The organism is Polaromonas glacialis, from assembly GCF_000709345.1.
Lineage (GTDB): Bacteria > Pseudomonadota > Gammaproteobacteria > Burkholderiales > Burkholderiaceae_C > Polaromonas > Polaromonas glacialis.
Window position 1 is genome coordinate 220,037 of sequence record NZ_KL448324.1, and the last position, 16,079, is coordinate 236,115.

The 16,079-nt window shown below is 62.3% G+C and carries 9 protein-coding genes and 1 pseudogene; 5 read left to right on the forward strand and 5 right to left on the reverse strand.

Features of this window, described 5'->3' with window-relative positions; translation table 11 throughout:
• Window positions 1-48: 48 nt before the first annotated feature.
• Window positions 49-705, reverse strand: a complete 657-nt coding sequence (locus EC86_RS0121310) for a GntR family transcriptional regulator (RefSeq protein ID WP_029527891.1) — start codon at window positions 703-705, stop codon at window positions 49-51.
• 188 nt (window positions 706-893) lie between these two features.
• On the opposite strand from EC86_RS0121310, the gene EC86_RS30075 reads away from it, so the two are divergent.
• Entirely contained in the window at window positions 894-2,309 is a 1,416-nt protein-coding gene (locus EC86_RS30075) for an aldehyde dehydrogenase (NADP(+)) (RefSeq protein WP_029527892.1), read from the forward strand.
• A gap of 75 nt (window positions 2,310-2,384) precedes the next feature.
• Here the strand turns inward: EC86_RS30075 and EC86_RS30080 are convergent.
• Window positions 2,385-2,960, reverse strand: a pseudogene (locus EC86_RS30080) (acetate--CoA ligase family protein); the annotation flags it as partial.
• 379 nt (window positions 2,961-3,339) lie between these two features.
• The gene (locus EC86_RS30085) at window positions 3,340-4,266 is read right to left on the reverse strand and encodes an acetate--CoA ligase family protein (protein ID WP_051676230.1); all 927 of its coding nucleotides are present in this window, start codon (window positions 4,264-4,266) and stop codon (window positions 3,340-3,342) included.
• Between the two features lie 367 nt (window positions 4,267-4,633).
• Here EC86_RS30085 and EC86_RS0121325 point away from each other — a divergent pair, with 367 nt between their 5' ends.
• On the forward strand, window positions 4,634-5,353 hold the full coding sequence (locus EC86_RS0121325; protein ID WP_029527893.1) for a Crp/Fnr family transcriptional regulator: 720 nt from the start codon (window positions 4,634-4,636) through the stop codon (window positions 5,351-5,353).
• Between the two features lie 69 nt (window positions 5,354-5,422).
• Complete coding sequence (locus EC86_RS0121330; RefSeq protein WP_029527894.1) at window positions 5,423-6,139, forward strand: Crp/Fnr family transcriptional regulator; 717 nt, start codon at window positions 5,423-5,425, stop codon at window positions 6,137-6,139.
• A 129-nt stretch (window positions 6,140-6,268) separates the two neighbouring features.
• On the opposite strand, the gene EC86_RS0121335 is transcribed toward EC86_RS0121330, so the two are convergent.
• Both EC86_RS0121335 and EC86_RS0121345 read right to left on the reverse strand, forming a co-directional pair.
• Window positions 6,269-7,402, reverse strand: coding sequence for a sensor histidine kinase (locus EC86_RS0121335; protein WP_029527895.1), 1,134 nt, complete (start codon window positions 7,400-7,402; stop codon window positions 6,269-6,271).
• Window positions 7,403-8,213: 811 nt separating this feature from the next.
• Entirely contained in the window at window positions 8,214-10,430 is a 2,217-nt protein-coding gene (locus EC86_RS0121345; RefSeq protein WP_051676231.1) for a GAF domain-containing hybrid sensor histidine kinase/response regulator, read from the reverse strand.
• Window positions 10,431-10,666: 236 nt separating this feature from the next.
• Here EC86_RS0121345 and EC86_RS0121350 point away from each other — a divergent pair, with 236 nt between their 5' ends.
• Window positions 10,667-11,704, forward strand: a complete 1,038-nt coding sequence (locus tag EC86_RS0121350) for an IS630 family transposase (RefSeq protein ID WP_029525640.1) — start codon at window positions 10,667-10,669, stop codon at window positions 11,702-11,704.
• 78 nt (window positions 11,705-11,782) lie between these two features.
• Entirely contained in the window at window positions 11,783-15,928 is a 4,146-nt protein-coding gene (locus tag EC86_RS0121355) for a chemotaxis protein CheB (RefSeq protein ID WP_029527897.1), read from the forward strand.
• The last annotated feature ends 151 nt before the right edge of the window (window positions 15,929-16,079 follow it).

Sequence of the window (16,079 nt, forward strand, 5' to 3'; positions counted from 1 at the left end):
TTCTAAGTCAAAAATGGACGCCCGGGGCAGGCGCCCGAGGTTTTTCGGTCAGCCGCGCGCGGCCCGGCAGATGGCCAGCAGGTCAAGCCGGGAGGAATCGGTGTGCTCCAGCATGGCCTGCGCAGCTTTTTCCTCGTCGCCCGCTGCAATGGCACGAACGATCTGGCGGTGCTGCGCCACCACCAGGTCCAGGCGGCCGGTGCCGTAGCCGACCGAGCGGCGGTAAGCATCAACCAGCGTGGAGCGGCCCTGCAGCAGATCGACCGCCAGCGGGTTGTCGGCGATCACGTCGATGTGCCGGTGCAGGTTGCGGTTGGCCTCGACGCAGGCGGCGGGGTCATTGGACTGGGCTGCGCTTTCATACGCGGCGGCCAGTTCCATCATGCGGTTGACCTGCTCGGGAACCGCCATGCGCGCCGCATCGCGCACCAGCATCGACTGCACGGCGCCGCGCAGCCGGTACAGGTTGTCGATGTAGCGCTCATCAACCAACGGAATGACCGCGCCGCGGTTCATTCGCATGGCGATGACGCCTTCGCCTTGGAGCTGCAGCAATGCCTCGCGCACCGGGTTGGCGCTGACCTGGTAATGCTCCGCCAACTGCGCCAGCGTGACGTGGCTGCCCAGGGGCCAGATGCCGGAGACGATGTCAACGCGGACTTGGTCGCGCAAACGCATGTAGGTGGGGGTGTTGATGGCAGACATGACGCTACTTTAAACTAAAAAAATAGATTTTATAAAATATTTAATGTTTAATAACGTGGCATGTCACAGTGAACTCGGCACCGTCCGATGACGTGAGCCTTGACGGGTGCGGCGCGCTCCCATCTCAAAACCGCCTGCGGCTGTGTTCAGCCACTTTGCAGGCATTCACCCTTTTTTTGGAAAAAATCATGACCCTTCATCCTGATGTCGATACCGCTGTCGCCCTGGCCTGCGATGCCGCAGATGCCTGGGCCGGCTCGGACGGTCTGCGCCGCGCGGCGCTACTGGACCGATTGGCCGAGGCGTTGGAGAACGACCGGCCGGCGCTGGTGGCGCTGGCCGACAGCGAAACTCATTTGGGCGCCGCCCGGCTGAACGGCGAACTGGACCGCACCTGTTTCCAGCTGAGGGGCTTTGCATCGCTGGCCCGGGACGGTGGTTTTTACGGTCGCATCGACGACCCCGCCGTTGCCGGCCCGCCGCCTGCAGGCCGGCCGGACCTGACCCGGGTGCGGGTGCCCCTCGGGCCGGTGGCAATGTTTTCCGCGAGCAATTTCCCCTTTGCCTTCTCGGTGCTGGGCGGCGACACCGCATCGGCCCTGGCCGCCGGCTGCCCAGTGGTGGTCAAGGGCCATCCGGCGCACATCGGCCTGTCGCGCCGGGTGCACCAGTTGGCGCAGGGCGTGCTGCGCAGCCTGGAACTGCCCGAAGGCCTGATTGGCCACATCGACCTCGACACCCATGCCGCCGGCCTTGAACTGGTGGCCCACCCCGGCATCCAGGCGGTAGCGTTCACCGGCTCCCTGGCGGGCGGCCAGGCGCTGGGCCGGCAGGCGCAGGCTCGCAGCCAGCCGATTCCTTTTTACGGCGAGCTGGGTTCAGTCAATCCGGTGGTGGTGTTGCCCGAAGCCCTTGAAGCGGACAGGGGCAGCCTGGCCAAGACGCTGGCTGCCTCCATTACCCAGGGCTCAGGCCAGTTTTGCACCAGCCCTGGCCTCTTGATGATGCTGGACAGCCTTGACGCGCGGGCGCTGGTCGGGCAGCTGGCGGTGGAAATCGATCAGATCGGCCTGCACCGCATGCTGTCCGAGCGCATTCATCAGGGTTACGTGCAAGGCGTGGCGGCGCTGAAGCGCCATCCCGAGGTGCGGACGCTGACGTCGGCAGCATCAACTGAAGGTGCGGGCAATGGCTTTGTCGGTTTGGTCAGCGCGGCCGCATTCCTGGCGGACCAGGCCTTGCGGCATGAAGTGTTTGGCGCCGCGTGCGTCTGCGTGCTGGCCACGTCGCTGGACGAGCTGTGCGCCGTGCTGGCGGCCGTCGGCGGATCCCTCACCACCACGCTCCTGGGGGCCGATGGTGGCGGCGAACGCGACCGCCGGGTGTTTCGCATCGCTCAAAAAATATCGGGCCGGGTGCTGTTCCAGGGCATGCCGACCGGCGTGGCCGTCACCCATGCCCAGCACCATGGCGGCCCGTGGCCAGCCTCGACCCAGCCGCTGTTCACTTCGGTCGGCTTCACCGCCAGTGACCGCTTCCTGCGCCCGGTGGCCTTGCAGGATGCACCACTCTGGCTGATGGAGCGCTGCGGGGTGCCGGTCTGAGCTGGCTACGGTGTCGCCTTCTCCCTCAAGTAGCCTTGCCACGTGGGTGCGCTGTACCAACGCGCGGGCCAACGTCGCGTTGAGAGGCGGCAGGGCTACAGCGCAATCGGCCGCCACTTCGGCCGAGGTGCCGCCCTGGCCGAACAGAATGACCGGGCCGAACACGCTGTCGATGTGGGCGCCGACGAACAGCTTGTGCGCATGGCGGTGCCGCACTATTGCCTGCACGGTGAAGCCGTCGAGGCGTGCGTCGGGTCGGGCCCGACGCACCCGCGCCAGCATCTCGTGGGCAGCGTCGCCCACCATAGCCGCGTTGTCCAGGTTCATCGCCACGCCGCCGACATCGGACGCGTGCGAAATGTCGGATGACAGCATCTTCAATGCCACCGGAAAGCCGATGGCTTCAGCGGCGCTGGCGGCATCAGTCGGCTGCAGACCGACGCTTCGGGTGGCCACCACGGGGATGCGGTAGGCGGCCAGCAAGGCCTTGGCTTCGGGCTCGCTGAGCCGGTCGCGGCCATCGGCCAGTACCTTTGCAAGCAGTTCTCGCACGGCCCAGCCATCGGCGCAGGATCTGGCAGGAGGGGGTGGCAGCGCCGCCGCAGGCGCCTCCAGCAACTGTGCCTGGTTGCGGCGGTAGGTCACCAGCATCGCAAATGCGCGCACGGCTTCTTCGGGGGTCGGGTAGCAGGCGATTCCGCCGTTCTGGAAGGTCTGGCGCGCCTGGGCGACCGCCGCCTCGCCGAGCCAGCAAGCGATCAAGCGCGGGGGTGCGCTGTGGGCCAAGGGGAGCAGCGCCTGTGCAATCTCGGCTCTCGGTACGATGACAAAAGGCGCATGGATTAACAGCACGGCACTGGCCGCAGGACCGTCGCTCAAGGCCTGCAGGGCCTGCACATAGCGCTCCACCGGCGCGTCACCGCCGATATCGACTGGGTTGGCGCGTGACCAGTTGCCCGGCAGCACCGCATCGTGTCTTCGTCCAGATCAGCCAGTTTCACGCCGGCATGCGACGCGGCGTCGGCGGCCATCACGCCGGCCCCCCCCCACTGTTGCTCAGGATGGTGAGTTCTTCGCAGGGGTTAGTGCGAAAGCGCGTCAGCGTCTCGGCCGCCAGGAACAACTGCTGCAGCGTGTCCACGCGAAGCATGCCGGTGCGTGCGATGGCTGCGTCATAGACCAGGTCAGAGCCGGCCTGTGCGCCGGTGTGGGCGCCTGCAGCCCGCTGGCCTTGGGGTGAACGCCCGGACTTGACCACGATCACCGGCTTGTTGCGCGCCGCGGCGCGCGCGGCCGACATGAACTTGCGCGGCGACTCGACCGCTTCGATATAGAGCATGATGGCGCGGGTCCTGGAATCACTGCCCAGGTAGTCCAGCATGTCGCCCAGGTCCACATCGGCCTGCGATCCCAGCGAAACCACGTGCGAAAACCCGATCGCACGCGCATGCGCCCAGTCGAGCATCGCCGCAACCAGTGCGCCCGATTGGGAAACAAACGCCAGTTCTCCCTTTAACGCATTGGTGGGAGCGAAGCTGGCGTTCAGGCCAATGTGGGGTGCCAGCAAAGCGCTGCAGTCCGGCCCCAGGATGCGCAGCAGGTGAGGACGGGCAGCTGCAAGCAAGGCGGCTTTCTGCGCAATGTTCAACCCGACGGTCAGCACCACCGCAGCGCGCGTGCCAATGGCCTCCAGCTCTGCAATCAAGCCCGCTACGGTGGCAGGTGGCGTGCAGATCACGGCCAGTTCGGGCACGGTCGGCAAATCGGCTGCGCGCGCAAAGACTGGCTCGCCGCCAAGCTTGCGATACTTCGGGTTGACCGCGTACACCGGGCCCTTGAAGTGGCTGTTGCGAACGTTGCGCCATACCGCAGCGCCCATGCTGGCTGGGCGCTGCGAGGCGCCAAACACAGCCACCGATACCGGATCGAACAATGGGTCGAGGTTTCGAATGCTCATCTTGGGTGGATAAGGCGGCAATGACCAGGGTCGCAGCGGATGGGATTTCCTTGCGGGGAACGCCCATGCTATCTTCTCAAAATAGGTGAAGTGGTTGGACTTTATGTTCGACTGTTTACAGAACTTGCGCCGTTGTTGAGTTGCAAGGCCGCTCAATTTATAAGACAGTTGTGAAAGTCTCCCTGGAACTCCTAAGGAGTTCCCTTTGAGCCCAATTTAATACACTGGGCTTCTTTTTCCCGTTGTCCTGACCATGGGCACGAAGGCATTGATCTTAAAGATCCTCCTGGAAATTAGCGAGTCACGAGCGCACTGATTTCACAAAATCAACCAGACACTGAGCCGGGAAGTGTTTATATTGGTGCGCATGAAAACGCTGTCTGATCCCAGGGACAACCGGTTGCTTGCCGCCTTGCCCGATGCGGAATGGCGCCGCTGGCTGCCTCACCTGGAGCCTGCCGACCTGGCGCTGGGCCAGGTGATCTACGAGTCCGGGGGAACGCTCAGCCATGCCTATTTCCCCACCACCGCCATCGTTTCAATGCTCTACGTGATGCAAGACGGTGACTCGGCCGAAATCGCTGTCATTGGCTGTGAAGGCGTGGTCGGCATTTCGCTCTTCATGGGCGGCGGCTCCACGCCGAGCCGGGCCGTTGTCCAAAATGCGGGCCAGGGTTTTCGGATGAAGGCACAAACGCTCAAAGCGGAGTTTGAACGATCACTCCCCGTTTCCCACCTGCTGCTGCGCTACACGCAGGCGCTGATTTCGCAGATGACGCAAACGGCGGCCTGCAACCGACACCACACGCTGGACCAGCAGCTGTGCCGCTGGCTGCTGCTGAGCCTGGACCGCCATTCAGGCAACGAGTTGGTGATGACGCGAAAGCTGATCTCCAACATGCTCGGCGCGACCGATGAAAAAATGACGCAAGGCGCCCTCAATCTTCAGGCTGCCGGGCTCATCCGGTATGTGGACGGCCGAATCACGGTGATTGACCGGTCAGGCGTGGAAAAGCGCACGTGCGAATGCTACCTGGTGGTCAAAAATGAATACGACCGACTGCTTCCTCACCAGCAGGCCTCCTAGGGCAGGTCCATTGCCAGGCATGGCAGCGCAGGAACAGGCACTCAGTCCAGGCCTGCCGGGGATTGCCTGATGGCCCTCATCATCGACCCCAAAGTCAACCACTTGCTCGCCGCGCTGCCCGATGCCGAGTGGCAGCGCTGGCTCCCGCAACTGCAGTGGATCGAGCTGCCATTGGGTAAAGTGCTCTACGAGTCGGGCGCTCAGCAAAGCCACGTGTACTTTCCGACCACTGCCATCGTCTCGTTGCTGTACGTGATGGAAAACGGCGCCTCGGCCGAGATCGCCGTCGTAGGCAATGAGGGTCTGGTCGGCATCGCCCTGTTCATGGGCAGCGAGTCCACGCCCAACCGCGCGGTCGTGCAAAGCGCCGGCCAAGGGTTCATGCTGGGCGGGCGGGCGATCAAGGACGAGTTCAGGCGCGCCCCGGTGCTGCACCTGTTGCTGCGCTTCACTCAGGCGCTGATCACGCAGATGGCGCAAACCGCCGTATGCAACCGGCACCATTCGCTGGACCAGCAACTGTGCCGCTGGCTGCTGCTGAGCCTGGACCGCCTGCAGTGCAACGAGCTGGTGATGACGCAGGAACTGATCGCCAACATGCTCGGCGTACGCCGCGAAAGCGTGACCGAAAGTGCGTCCAAGCTGCAAAAGCTTGGCCTGATTTGCTATTCACGCGGCCGCATCACGGTGCTCGACCGCCCGGCGCTGGAAAAACGCAGCTGCGAGTGTTATGCCGTGGTCAAGAAGGAATATGACCGCCTGCTGCCAGTCGGGCTTGCGGCATGATCAGGCCATTGATTGCCTTTTTGTGCGCAGGCCCCGCATGAGGCCCAAGGCGCGATACAGGTAGCTGCGCAAAAAGCACCGCACGGCAAACTCTCAAGAGCCGAAAAAACGGTGAAGAACCTGAGCGGCTTATCCCAGTGAATGGCACGGCAGGTCGATGGTGAAAATGCATCCCGTGCCCGGCACGTCCCGAACGCTCAGGGTGCCGCCGTCGGCCTCGATGCTTTTTCGCGCAATCGACAGGCCCAAACCCATGCCTGTCCGGTCACCGCTGCGCTGCGTGAAGGGCGTGAACATTTTCTCAGTGTTTCCAGCCGGCAGGCCGCCGCAGTGGTCTTTCACGTCGATCAGGATACGTCCCGCCAGCGCATGCGCCTTGAGCGTCACCTCGGTATGCGGGTGCGTGAACTTGAAGGCGTTGTGCAGCAGGTTCATCAAGGCCGCCAGCATCAGGTCACGGTTGACCTCGATGCCCAGACTCCCGTCCACCTCGGGCACGGTAAGCAGGCATCCCCGCGCAGTCGCCTCCAGGTCGGCGCCAGTTTTGGCGTCGGCAATGAAATCGGCCAGCGCGAGTCTGTGGCGCCGACCGGGCGCTGCTCCTTTGATGGCCACTTCGGCCAGGGAATGGCTGATAAGCCGGGCCATCGACGCGTGACTGTGCTTTAACACCGCGCCGGTGGCCCCCGCCAGGGGCAAGTTGCCCATCTCCAGGGCTCTGACCGCAAGGCTTGCCGTTCCAAGCGCATTGCGCAGCTCGTGCATCAAAAAGCCGAGCTGCTCATTCTCGTGCATGCCTTGCTGCAGCGCCAGGGCTGCGTCGCGCTGGGCGCTGAATTCGGTCACGGCGTCGGCCATGACATTGTCCAGGCAGCGGTTCAAGGTTCGGTATTCGTCGATGCTGAACGGCGCATCCCGCTCGAAAGCCAAATCGGTGATGGCCTGGCACAGGTCGCCATAATCATGCACGACTTGGTCCACGCTGTAGCCCAGGTGCAGCAACGCCTTGCCATGCGCAGTCGCGGTGAGCCCCATTTCAGACAAGTTAGACGCATCGCCGCCCGCCGGGCCGGAAATCTCAAGACTGGTCGCGTCTTCATTACGCTGCTCGGCCTTGAGTGTTCTGGTCAACTGGTCGATGAACATCGGAATGCCGTTTTTCAACTGCTCGGCGGAAGCGGCCCGTTTCGGTCTTTTGGCGACCTTTTCAATGCACCTGTCAATCAGGATGCCGCGGTTGTTGGCTAAAAACTGGTACAGCATGGGTTCAACTTTCCTGGCGTTTGAGGCCGTTCACTGACAAGGAACTAGCACGCCGGTGTCTTGATGACCCAACAGGCAGCCGCGTCAAACGCGCAGCAGAGAGGTCTGTCGCTTGAATGTTTGCCCATCCAAAATAACACCTTGGGACGACATGGTCGGTACGGTGCCGCACATAGCTGGCCTCAGGGCGATGCGTGCAGAGCCTTTCAAAACCTGTATTGAGACGCATTGAAGCAGGCTCTGAGCGGTGGCTTGACCCCATCAAATACAGAAGGATCCGTCGTTCACGTACTGGGCGAACTCCTCAATTTGTGTGGACTTGTCAAAAAACGCATTAGCACCGGCCGTCATGCAGGTGCTCCGAGCGTGCGTGGCGCTGTACTTGGTCAGCACCACCATGTCGTTGCGCGGCGCGCCTGCTGCGAAGGCGCATGATCACATTGACGCCATTGCCCTGGGCCAGGCCAATGTCGACCACCGCCAAATCCCAGTCCGCGTGATGCGTGAGCAACCAGTCGCAGGCTTGGTTCTCGGTGGCAGCGGACCCCCACCACCTGGGCCAACGTCAAGTCATACAACGCTTGGGTCAGCCACTCCAGGATGAACGGGTTGTCCTCAACGATAAAAACTCACGCCTGCATACATCAGCATGCTCATTGGCGCATCATGACCACCACAAGGGCGAGAAATGCGTTGGCCACTCCTGACAGATCGTGCTCAATTTTGCGAGCCCTGCGCATGTCACGCCCCCCTTGTGCGACCGAAGACGCGGCCTAGTTGGCCTGGAAATGAACGCCGATCCATGGCGCCATTACCCCTTGCTGGCCTGGCCTGCTCGGCCTGCCAGAGCCTTGCCAAAGACGCGCGCCAGGGTATCGAGCGTGTAGGGCTTTAACACCAGTTCGAACCCGTACTGTCCCTCGTTGGCCGTGACAGCGTTGTACCCGCTGGTCAGCACCACCGGCAGGCCGGGATGGCGCCGGCGCACCTCCAGGCCCAGCTGCATACCGTTCATGCCGGGCATGACCACGTCTGAAAACACCAGGTCAAAGCCGCTGCCGTTTGTGCCCAGCAGCGCCAGCGCCGCTGTGGCACTGGCCGCCCAGACCGCGCGGTAGCCTTGTGCCGCCAAGATCTCGCACGTCATCTCTCCCAGGACGTCGTTGTCTTCCACCACCAGCACCTTGGCGCCCGGCGCCTGCGCGTTGCTCTGTTCGGGCAGCGCTGCCCGGGGGTGTGGCGCCGGGGCGCCCTCGGCGCGCGGCAAGTACAGCGTAAAGACCGCGCCCTGGCCCGGCTCGCTCGTGACCGCGATCTCGCCGCCCGACTGCCGGGCAAAGCCAAACACCTGGCTCAGGCCCAGGCCGGTGCCCTTGCCCACCGCCTTGGTCGTGTAAAAGGGCTCGAAGATCGCTTCGAGCTGGTCGGCGGCAATGCCGACCCCGGTGTCACGAATCGAAATGGACACGAAATCGCCTGGCCGCACATCTCGGCCCGGGCCAGCCGGGATGCGATCGACCTGCTGGACCTGCACGGTGATCCGGCCCTTGGCGTCCATGGCGTCGCGTGCGTTGACCGCGAGGTTGACCAGCGAAGTTTCAAACTGATTGATGTCGGCTTCGGCCAGGCAGCTTTGTTCCTCGCAGCCCTGCAGATCGATTTCAACCTGCGTCCCCAAGAGCGGGCGCACCAGATCGAGCACGCCTTGCACCTGCTCGTTCGCGTCGAACACTTCGGGCCTGAGCGACTGCTGCCGGGCGAAAGCGAGCAGCTGGCCGGTGAGCTTGGCGGCGCGCGCCACTGTGTCGAAAATCCGGTCCAGGTACTGGCCCCGCTGGTCCTGCGCAAGGCCGGGACTGCGCAGCAGCTCGGCCGAGGCGCCGATCACCGCCAGCAAGTTGTTGACATCATGGGCTACGCCGCCGGTGAGCTGGCCCAGCGCGTCGAGCTTTTGCGATTGGCGCAGCGCATTTTCCGAGTGCAGCAGCTCGGTCGTGCGGTGGTCGAGCACTTCGTGTGTCTGGCGCAGGTCGAGTTCTACCTGCAGCCGCTGCAGGGCCGACCAGGTGCGCTCGGCCACTTCCTCGACCAGCGCCTGCTCGCCTTCAGCCCAAGCGCGTGGCTCGGCATTGAGCACAAAGAAGATCGCGGCCAGGCGCCCCTCCTTGACCAGCGGCGCGTTGATGAATGCCTGGCATTCTATGGCCTGGTAGCTCGCGGCGTAAGCTGGCCCGGCGGTGAGCGGGTCCTGGTCGATCCCATGGACGACCACGGTCCGGCCTGCGCGCAGCTGCTGCGCCATCAAAGGCCCGAAGTCGTCCAGCCGGTGCATTCCCACCACACTGGGACAACCCTCGGCTGTCCAATCCTGAGGAACCACGCCGTGGTCGCCCGCCGCATCAACCTCCCCATAACCGACGCAGCTCGCCGCGAGGTAGCGGCCCAGCTTTTCGGCCGCCACCGCCTTCAGCTGCTCCGGTGTGTGGGCCGCGCGCAGCGCGCCTGCGAGATCGAGCCAAAACGCCTGGTGCGCCTGCGCGCGCACCAGTTCTGTCGTTTCGATGCAGATGCAGTGCACGCCGACGACCGCGCCGCGCTCGTCGCGCAAGCAAAGAAAGGAAAACGTCCACCAGGTCGGCTCGGGGTAGCCGTGGCGCGCCAGGGTGAGCGCCATGTTGTCGTAGGAAGACCCCTGGCCGCTCAGGGCCTGGCGCAGCATCGGCTCGAAGTCGGCCCACAGCTCGGGCCAGACCTGGGCAAACGGCCGGCCCATCGCACCGTCCAGGTGTTTTCCCAGCATCGGCGCGTAGGCGTCGTTGAAAAAGAAGACAAACTCCGGGCCCCAAAGGACATACATGGGCTTGGGACTGCCCAGGACCGTCGCGAGCATACATTTCAGGCTGTTGGGCCAGCCATCAAGCACGCCCAGCCGGGTTTTTTCCCAGTCCAGCGCCCGGATGCGCGTGGCCATGGCGCCACCCTGCGCTAAAAAGTCTGGCATGGCCGGTGCAAGGTCGTCCTCGATCATAGGGGTGACTCGCTTTTCATGACGATATTGGCTTCTGAGAAAACACTGCCATCGTGCGCAGTCCCCTCGTGGTTCGGCATCTATGCCAACAATATACCTGTTCAGCTCATAAGGGCTCTGGCTCTGAATTGCCTGCGACCAAGCCTTATTAAATCAATGTATGGGTAACCGGTCATCTATTATTGATCCGGCCCAATGAAGTATCAACTTTATTGAATTTTCTCTATCGAAGAAAGATGGAAAAAGAAAATGCAAGAAAGCAGACGCTGGAGCAGCTTCACGAGCGGCGCAAGCAAGTCGTGAGGCTGCATAAAAGGGCAATAGGCATCATGCAAATTGTTTCCATGACGGGTCTGAGCTACCCGGCTGTGCGCAGGTGCATCGATCTCTTTGATGCGGGCGGCTGGCCGGCGATTCGACCGGCCTTGCGAGGGCGCAGCCAGGGTCTTGGGCGCACCCTGAGCCAAGCCCAGGAGGACAGCATTCAGCGCAGCATCATCGACCAACGCCCTGAGCAGCTCAAGATGGATTTCTTCCTGTGGAGCCGGGCGGCCGTGGGCCAACTCATCGAGCAGGAGTACGGGGTCAAGCTGCAGGTGCGCAGCGTTGGCAAATACCTGGCCCGCTGGGGTTTTACCCCTCAAAAGCCTATCAAGCGCGCCTACGAACAAAACCCTGAAGCTGTGCAAGCCTGGCTCGAAGGGGAGTACCCGGCGATAGAGCAACGTGCCCGTCAGGAGGGCGCTGAAATCCATTGGGGTGACGAGACGGCGCTTGTCAACACGGATGTGCGCGGCAGAAGCTTTGCGCCCGCTGGGAAAACGCCCGTGGCCAGGACCATCGGCGGCACCCGGCAAAAACTCTCGATGATTGCCACGGTGACCAACCAGGGAAAGACCCGCTGGATGATCATTGACGATGCGTTTGACGCGGACAAGCTCATCGAATTCTTGCAAGCGCTGATCAAGGATGCGGAAAAAAAGGTGTTTTTGATTCTGGACAACTTGCGGGTTCATCACAGCAAAATCGTCAAGGCGTGGGTGGCTGAACATAAGGAGGACATCGAACTGTTCTATTTGCCCAGCTACAGCCCGCAACTCAACCCGGAGGAACGCCTGAACGCGGACCTCAAGCAAGAGTTGGGAAAGCGCGTACCGGTGCGCAGCAAAGCCAAATTACGCGATGCTGCCAATGAGCACATGACGTTGCTCGAACGCACGCCTGAGCGAGTTATCGCCTATTTCCAGGATCGGCGTGTTCGCTATGCCGCTTGATACTTCATCGGGCCGGATCAATAGTTGTGCCTCATCTGGCCGTACCATGGGTTGATGCATCACCCAGGGGGCAGTCCTATGTCTGAGCCGCTTGAACATCCGCTGGAAGAACCGTGTGATTTTTCAGCGCCCCAAGGCCCCGGGCCGCACGCCCCGGATTTCCCTGTGGTGGGCCTGGGCGCCTCGGCCGGTGGCCTGCAAGCCTTGATGCGCTTTTTCCAGGCCATGCCGGCGCAAAGCGGCATGGCGTTCGTGGTCATCTTGCATCTGGCCCCCACGCAGGCAAGCAGCGCAGCCGATATTTTGCAGCGCACCACCGGCATGCCGGTGCAACAGGTGCAGGCACCAACGGCGCTTGAAGCCAACCATGTCTATGTCATACCGCCCGGCCACGGCCTGACAATGCAGGGCGGCGAACTGCGCTTGAGCGAGCTTGAGCACATCGGCGCCAGGCCAGTGGTGATTGATCAGTTTTTCCGCAGCCTTGCCCAGGCGCACCAGGAAAGGGCGATTGCCATTGTGTTGTCGGGCACCGGCCAGGACGGCGCGGCAGGGCTGAGCCGGATCAAGGAATGCTGCGGCATCAGCCTGGCGCAGCTGCCCGAAGAGGCCAAATCGGGCGGCATGCCCCAGGCCGCCATTGCCACGGGCATGGTCGATTTCATCGAGAAGGCGGCTGACATGCCGCAGCGCTTGGTGGCACTGTGGGCCAATGCCTGCCGCATCAGGCTGCCCGGAATGGCTGAGGCATCACAGGAGGTCATGGCTTCCCAGGATGCGCAAGCGTTGCGGCTGGGCGAAGAAGCCCTGCGCGACATCCTGGCGCTGCTGCGCACTCACACCAAAAATGATTTCCGCCAGTACAAGCGGGCCACGGTCCTTCGCCGCATCGAGCGCCGGCTGCAAATTCGCTGTCTGCCGGATTTGCCCGCCTACCGCGACTACCTGCGCGCGCATCCTGAAGAAGTCCAGCCGCTGCTGCAGGACCTCTTGATCAGCGTGACGAACTTCTTTCGCGACCCGGCGGCTTTCGAAGCGCTTGAGCGCGAGGTGCTGCCCGGCCTGCTGTTCGATCGTTCGCCAGACGAGCCGGTACGGGTCTGGGTGGCGGGCTGCGCCACGGGGGAAGAAGCCTATTCGGTGGCCATCTTGCTCAAAGAGCAGATGGAACTGAACCACTGCACGTCCGAACTCCAGATTTTCGCCACCGACATGGATGAAAGGGCTGTCAACTTCGGCCGCAACGCACTGTATCCGGCATCGATTGCGAACGATGTGTCGCCAGCCAGGCTGAAAAGGTTTTTCCTCCCGGAAAAAGAGCAGTTCCGGGTGGTCAAGCCCCTGCGGGAAAGCGTGCTGTTTGCCCACCACAATGTGCTGCGCGATCCACCTTTTTCCCGCATCGACCTGATGTGCTGCTGCAACCTGCTGAGCTACCTAAACACGTCGGCGCAGGCCAGGGTCCTGGGAACCTTTCGCTTTGCGCTCAAGCCTGAAGGGATCTTGTTCCTGGGCAGTTCGGAAGCGGTGGATGCAGCGCCGAACCTGTTTGCCATGCTGGATACAAAGAGCCGGTTCTTCAAGCTCAACCCAAATGGGAAGTCGATCCGCCACTTGTTGCTGGCAAAGGACCCGCCACCCGATCGCCTGGTGTTCAACCAGCGCGGGCTGGACCGGCGCGCGCCCAAGCCCGCATCGTTTTCGGAACTGCACCACAAGCTCATCAGCCAGATGGTCTCGCCCAGTGCGTTGATCGACGGCAACCACAGCATCCTGCACCTGTCCGAGAATGTTGGAAAATTCCTGCTGCTGGGCAGCGACACGCCATCGGTCAATCTTCTTGACAACACGCCAGCCGAGTTGCGCACCGAGTTGCGCACGGCGCTCTACCAGGCCGCGCAGGCGGTTGGGCCCGTCAAGACCCGTGCGCTCTCGGTCCAACGCGGCGGCAGCTCGATATGGGTGCAGCTGACCGTTTGGTTTTTCGGGGAGGAAGGCCAGCAGTCGGCACAGGCGCTGGTGATGTTTGAAGAGGTGCTTGACAAACGAGTCGGCTCGCTGCCCAGCAGTGCCGATCAGGCAAACCAGGCGCCGGTCGAGCTGCTGCAAACCGAAATCAGGCAGCTCAAGGAAAATCTTCAACAGATCATCGAGCAGTCCGAAACGTCGAACGAAGAGCTCAAGTCATCGAACCAGGAGCAGCAGGCCGTCAATGAAGAACTTCGCTCGGCGAGCGAAGAGCTGGAAACCAGCCAGGAGGAACTCCAGTCGACCAATGAGGAACTGAGCACCGTCAACTTTGAACTCAAGAGCAAGGTCGATGAAGTCAGCATGATGAACGACGACCTGAAAAACCTGATGGCATCGTCGGACATTGCCACGATATTCGTCGACCCCAGCCTGCACATCAAGCGTTTCACTCCCCAGGCCACCCGCCTCTTCAACCTGATCGAGTCCGACATCAACCGTCCCTTGATGGACATCGCCCACAAGCTGGACTACCCGTCGCTTGCAAGCGATGTCACTGCCATTCTCAAAACATTGGCCCTGGTGGAGCGGCCGGTCAGCAGCAGCGACGGAAGGCAATACCTGGCCCATCTTCGTCCCTACCGCACGACGGACGACCACATCGATGGCGTGGTGCTGACGTTTGTCGATGTCACCGAATTGCGCAAGGCCGAGGAAAGTGTGCGCGCCGGCGAAGATCGGCTGCGCATTGCTGCCGAGACCACCCAGGATTACGCCATCTTGACCCTTGATGAGGAAGGCTTGATCACGACCTGGAACCAAGGTGCCGAGCAGTTGTTCGGGTATTTGGAGCAGGATGCTGTCAGCCAGCCATATGCCATGCTTTTCACGCCCGAAGCCTGCGCCGTCGGGGCGCCGGAGGAGGAATTGCGCGGCGCGCGCGAGGAAGGCCGCAGCCTGGACGAGCGCTGGCACCTGCGCAAGGACGGCAGCACCTTTTTTGGCAGCGGCGTGGTCACCCGGCTGGAAGGCAAGGCCGGCGGCTTTGCCAAGATTACCCGGGACATGACCAAAAGCCGCTCGCAGCAGGTGCGTCGCGACGAGTTACTGGCCATGGAAAAGCAGGCCAACGAACTTAAGGACCAGTTTTTGGCCGTGATGTCGCATGAACTCAAGCACCCGCTGAACCTGATCCAGGTCAACACCGAATTGCTGCTGAGCCACCCCGAGGTGCGCGCGCTGCCCGAGGTGGCGCGGGTCGGCGAGACCATTAGGAGCGCCGTGGTCAGCCAGACCAAGATCATCGACGACCTGCTGAACCTCTCGCGCGCCCGTACCGGCAAGCTGACGCTGCGGCTGGCGCCGGTCGATTTGGCTGAAATGGCCAGATCGATTGCCGCCGCAGAGCAGGAAGCAGCCAGCAAAAAAAGTTTGAGGATGAACTTCGAATGCCAGGACCAGGAGGTCATCGCCCTGTGCGACCGTGTCCTCACGGAGCAGGTCCTGTGGAACCTGATCAACAACGCCATCAAGTTCACGCCTACCGGGGGAAGCATCACCGTGCGGCTGGGACGCGACGGCACGTTTGCCACGGTGAGCGTGGTCGATACCGGCCAGGGCATCGACCCGGCGGTCCTCCCGCACATCTTCGGCATGTTTGTCCAGGCGTCTGATCAAAAAATCTGTAACACCAACACCAACACCAACACCGGCCTGGGCGTGGGCTTGACGCTGGTGCGCGACCTGACGGTGGCCCAGAGCGGCCGGGTGCTGGCCGATTCGGAGGGCATCGGCAAGGGCACTTGCTTCACCATCTGGCTGCCACTGGCGCAGGAAAAAGTGCAAGAACCTCCCCCTGCCCTGCCAATCGGCCACCTCAAGGGTCTGCGGATTCTGGCGGTCGATGACATGATCAACTTGCTGACGCCCTTTTCAGCCTTGCTGCGTATGGAGGGCGCTGCCGTAGACATGGCCAGCAGCGGCCAGCAGGCGCTGGAAATGTTGGACAAAAACAGCTACGACCTGCTGATCTCGGACCTGGGCATGCCCTACATGGACGGCTACGAGCTGATTCGCAAGGTACGCAAGCGCCCCGACTGGCTCAACCTCAAGGCGATTGCGCTCAGCGGCTACGGACGGCAGGTGGACAAGGTGCGCGCCTTGCAGAATGGCTTTAATGCCCACCTTTCAAAACCTGCGACGGTCGCGCATATCTGCCAGAGCATTGCGCAACTGGTTCCTGGGAGGAGTCACTGAAAAGGAAATTCCAAGCCCTCCAACGAACATTCATCGCGGCAGTGCTGTGGTCGCTGTAAACAAGGTGGAGAATTAGATCCATTCTGACTCAAGGCCAGGCCGTTCGCATTTAATGAAAACGGATCTTTTGATGGTCTGGGTGGCTTTCAAC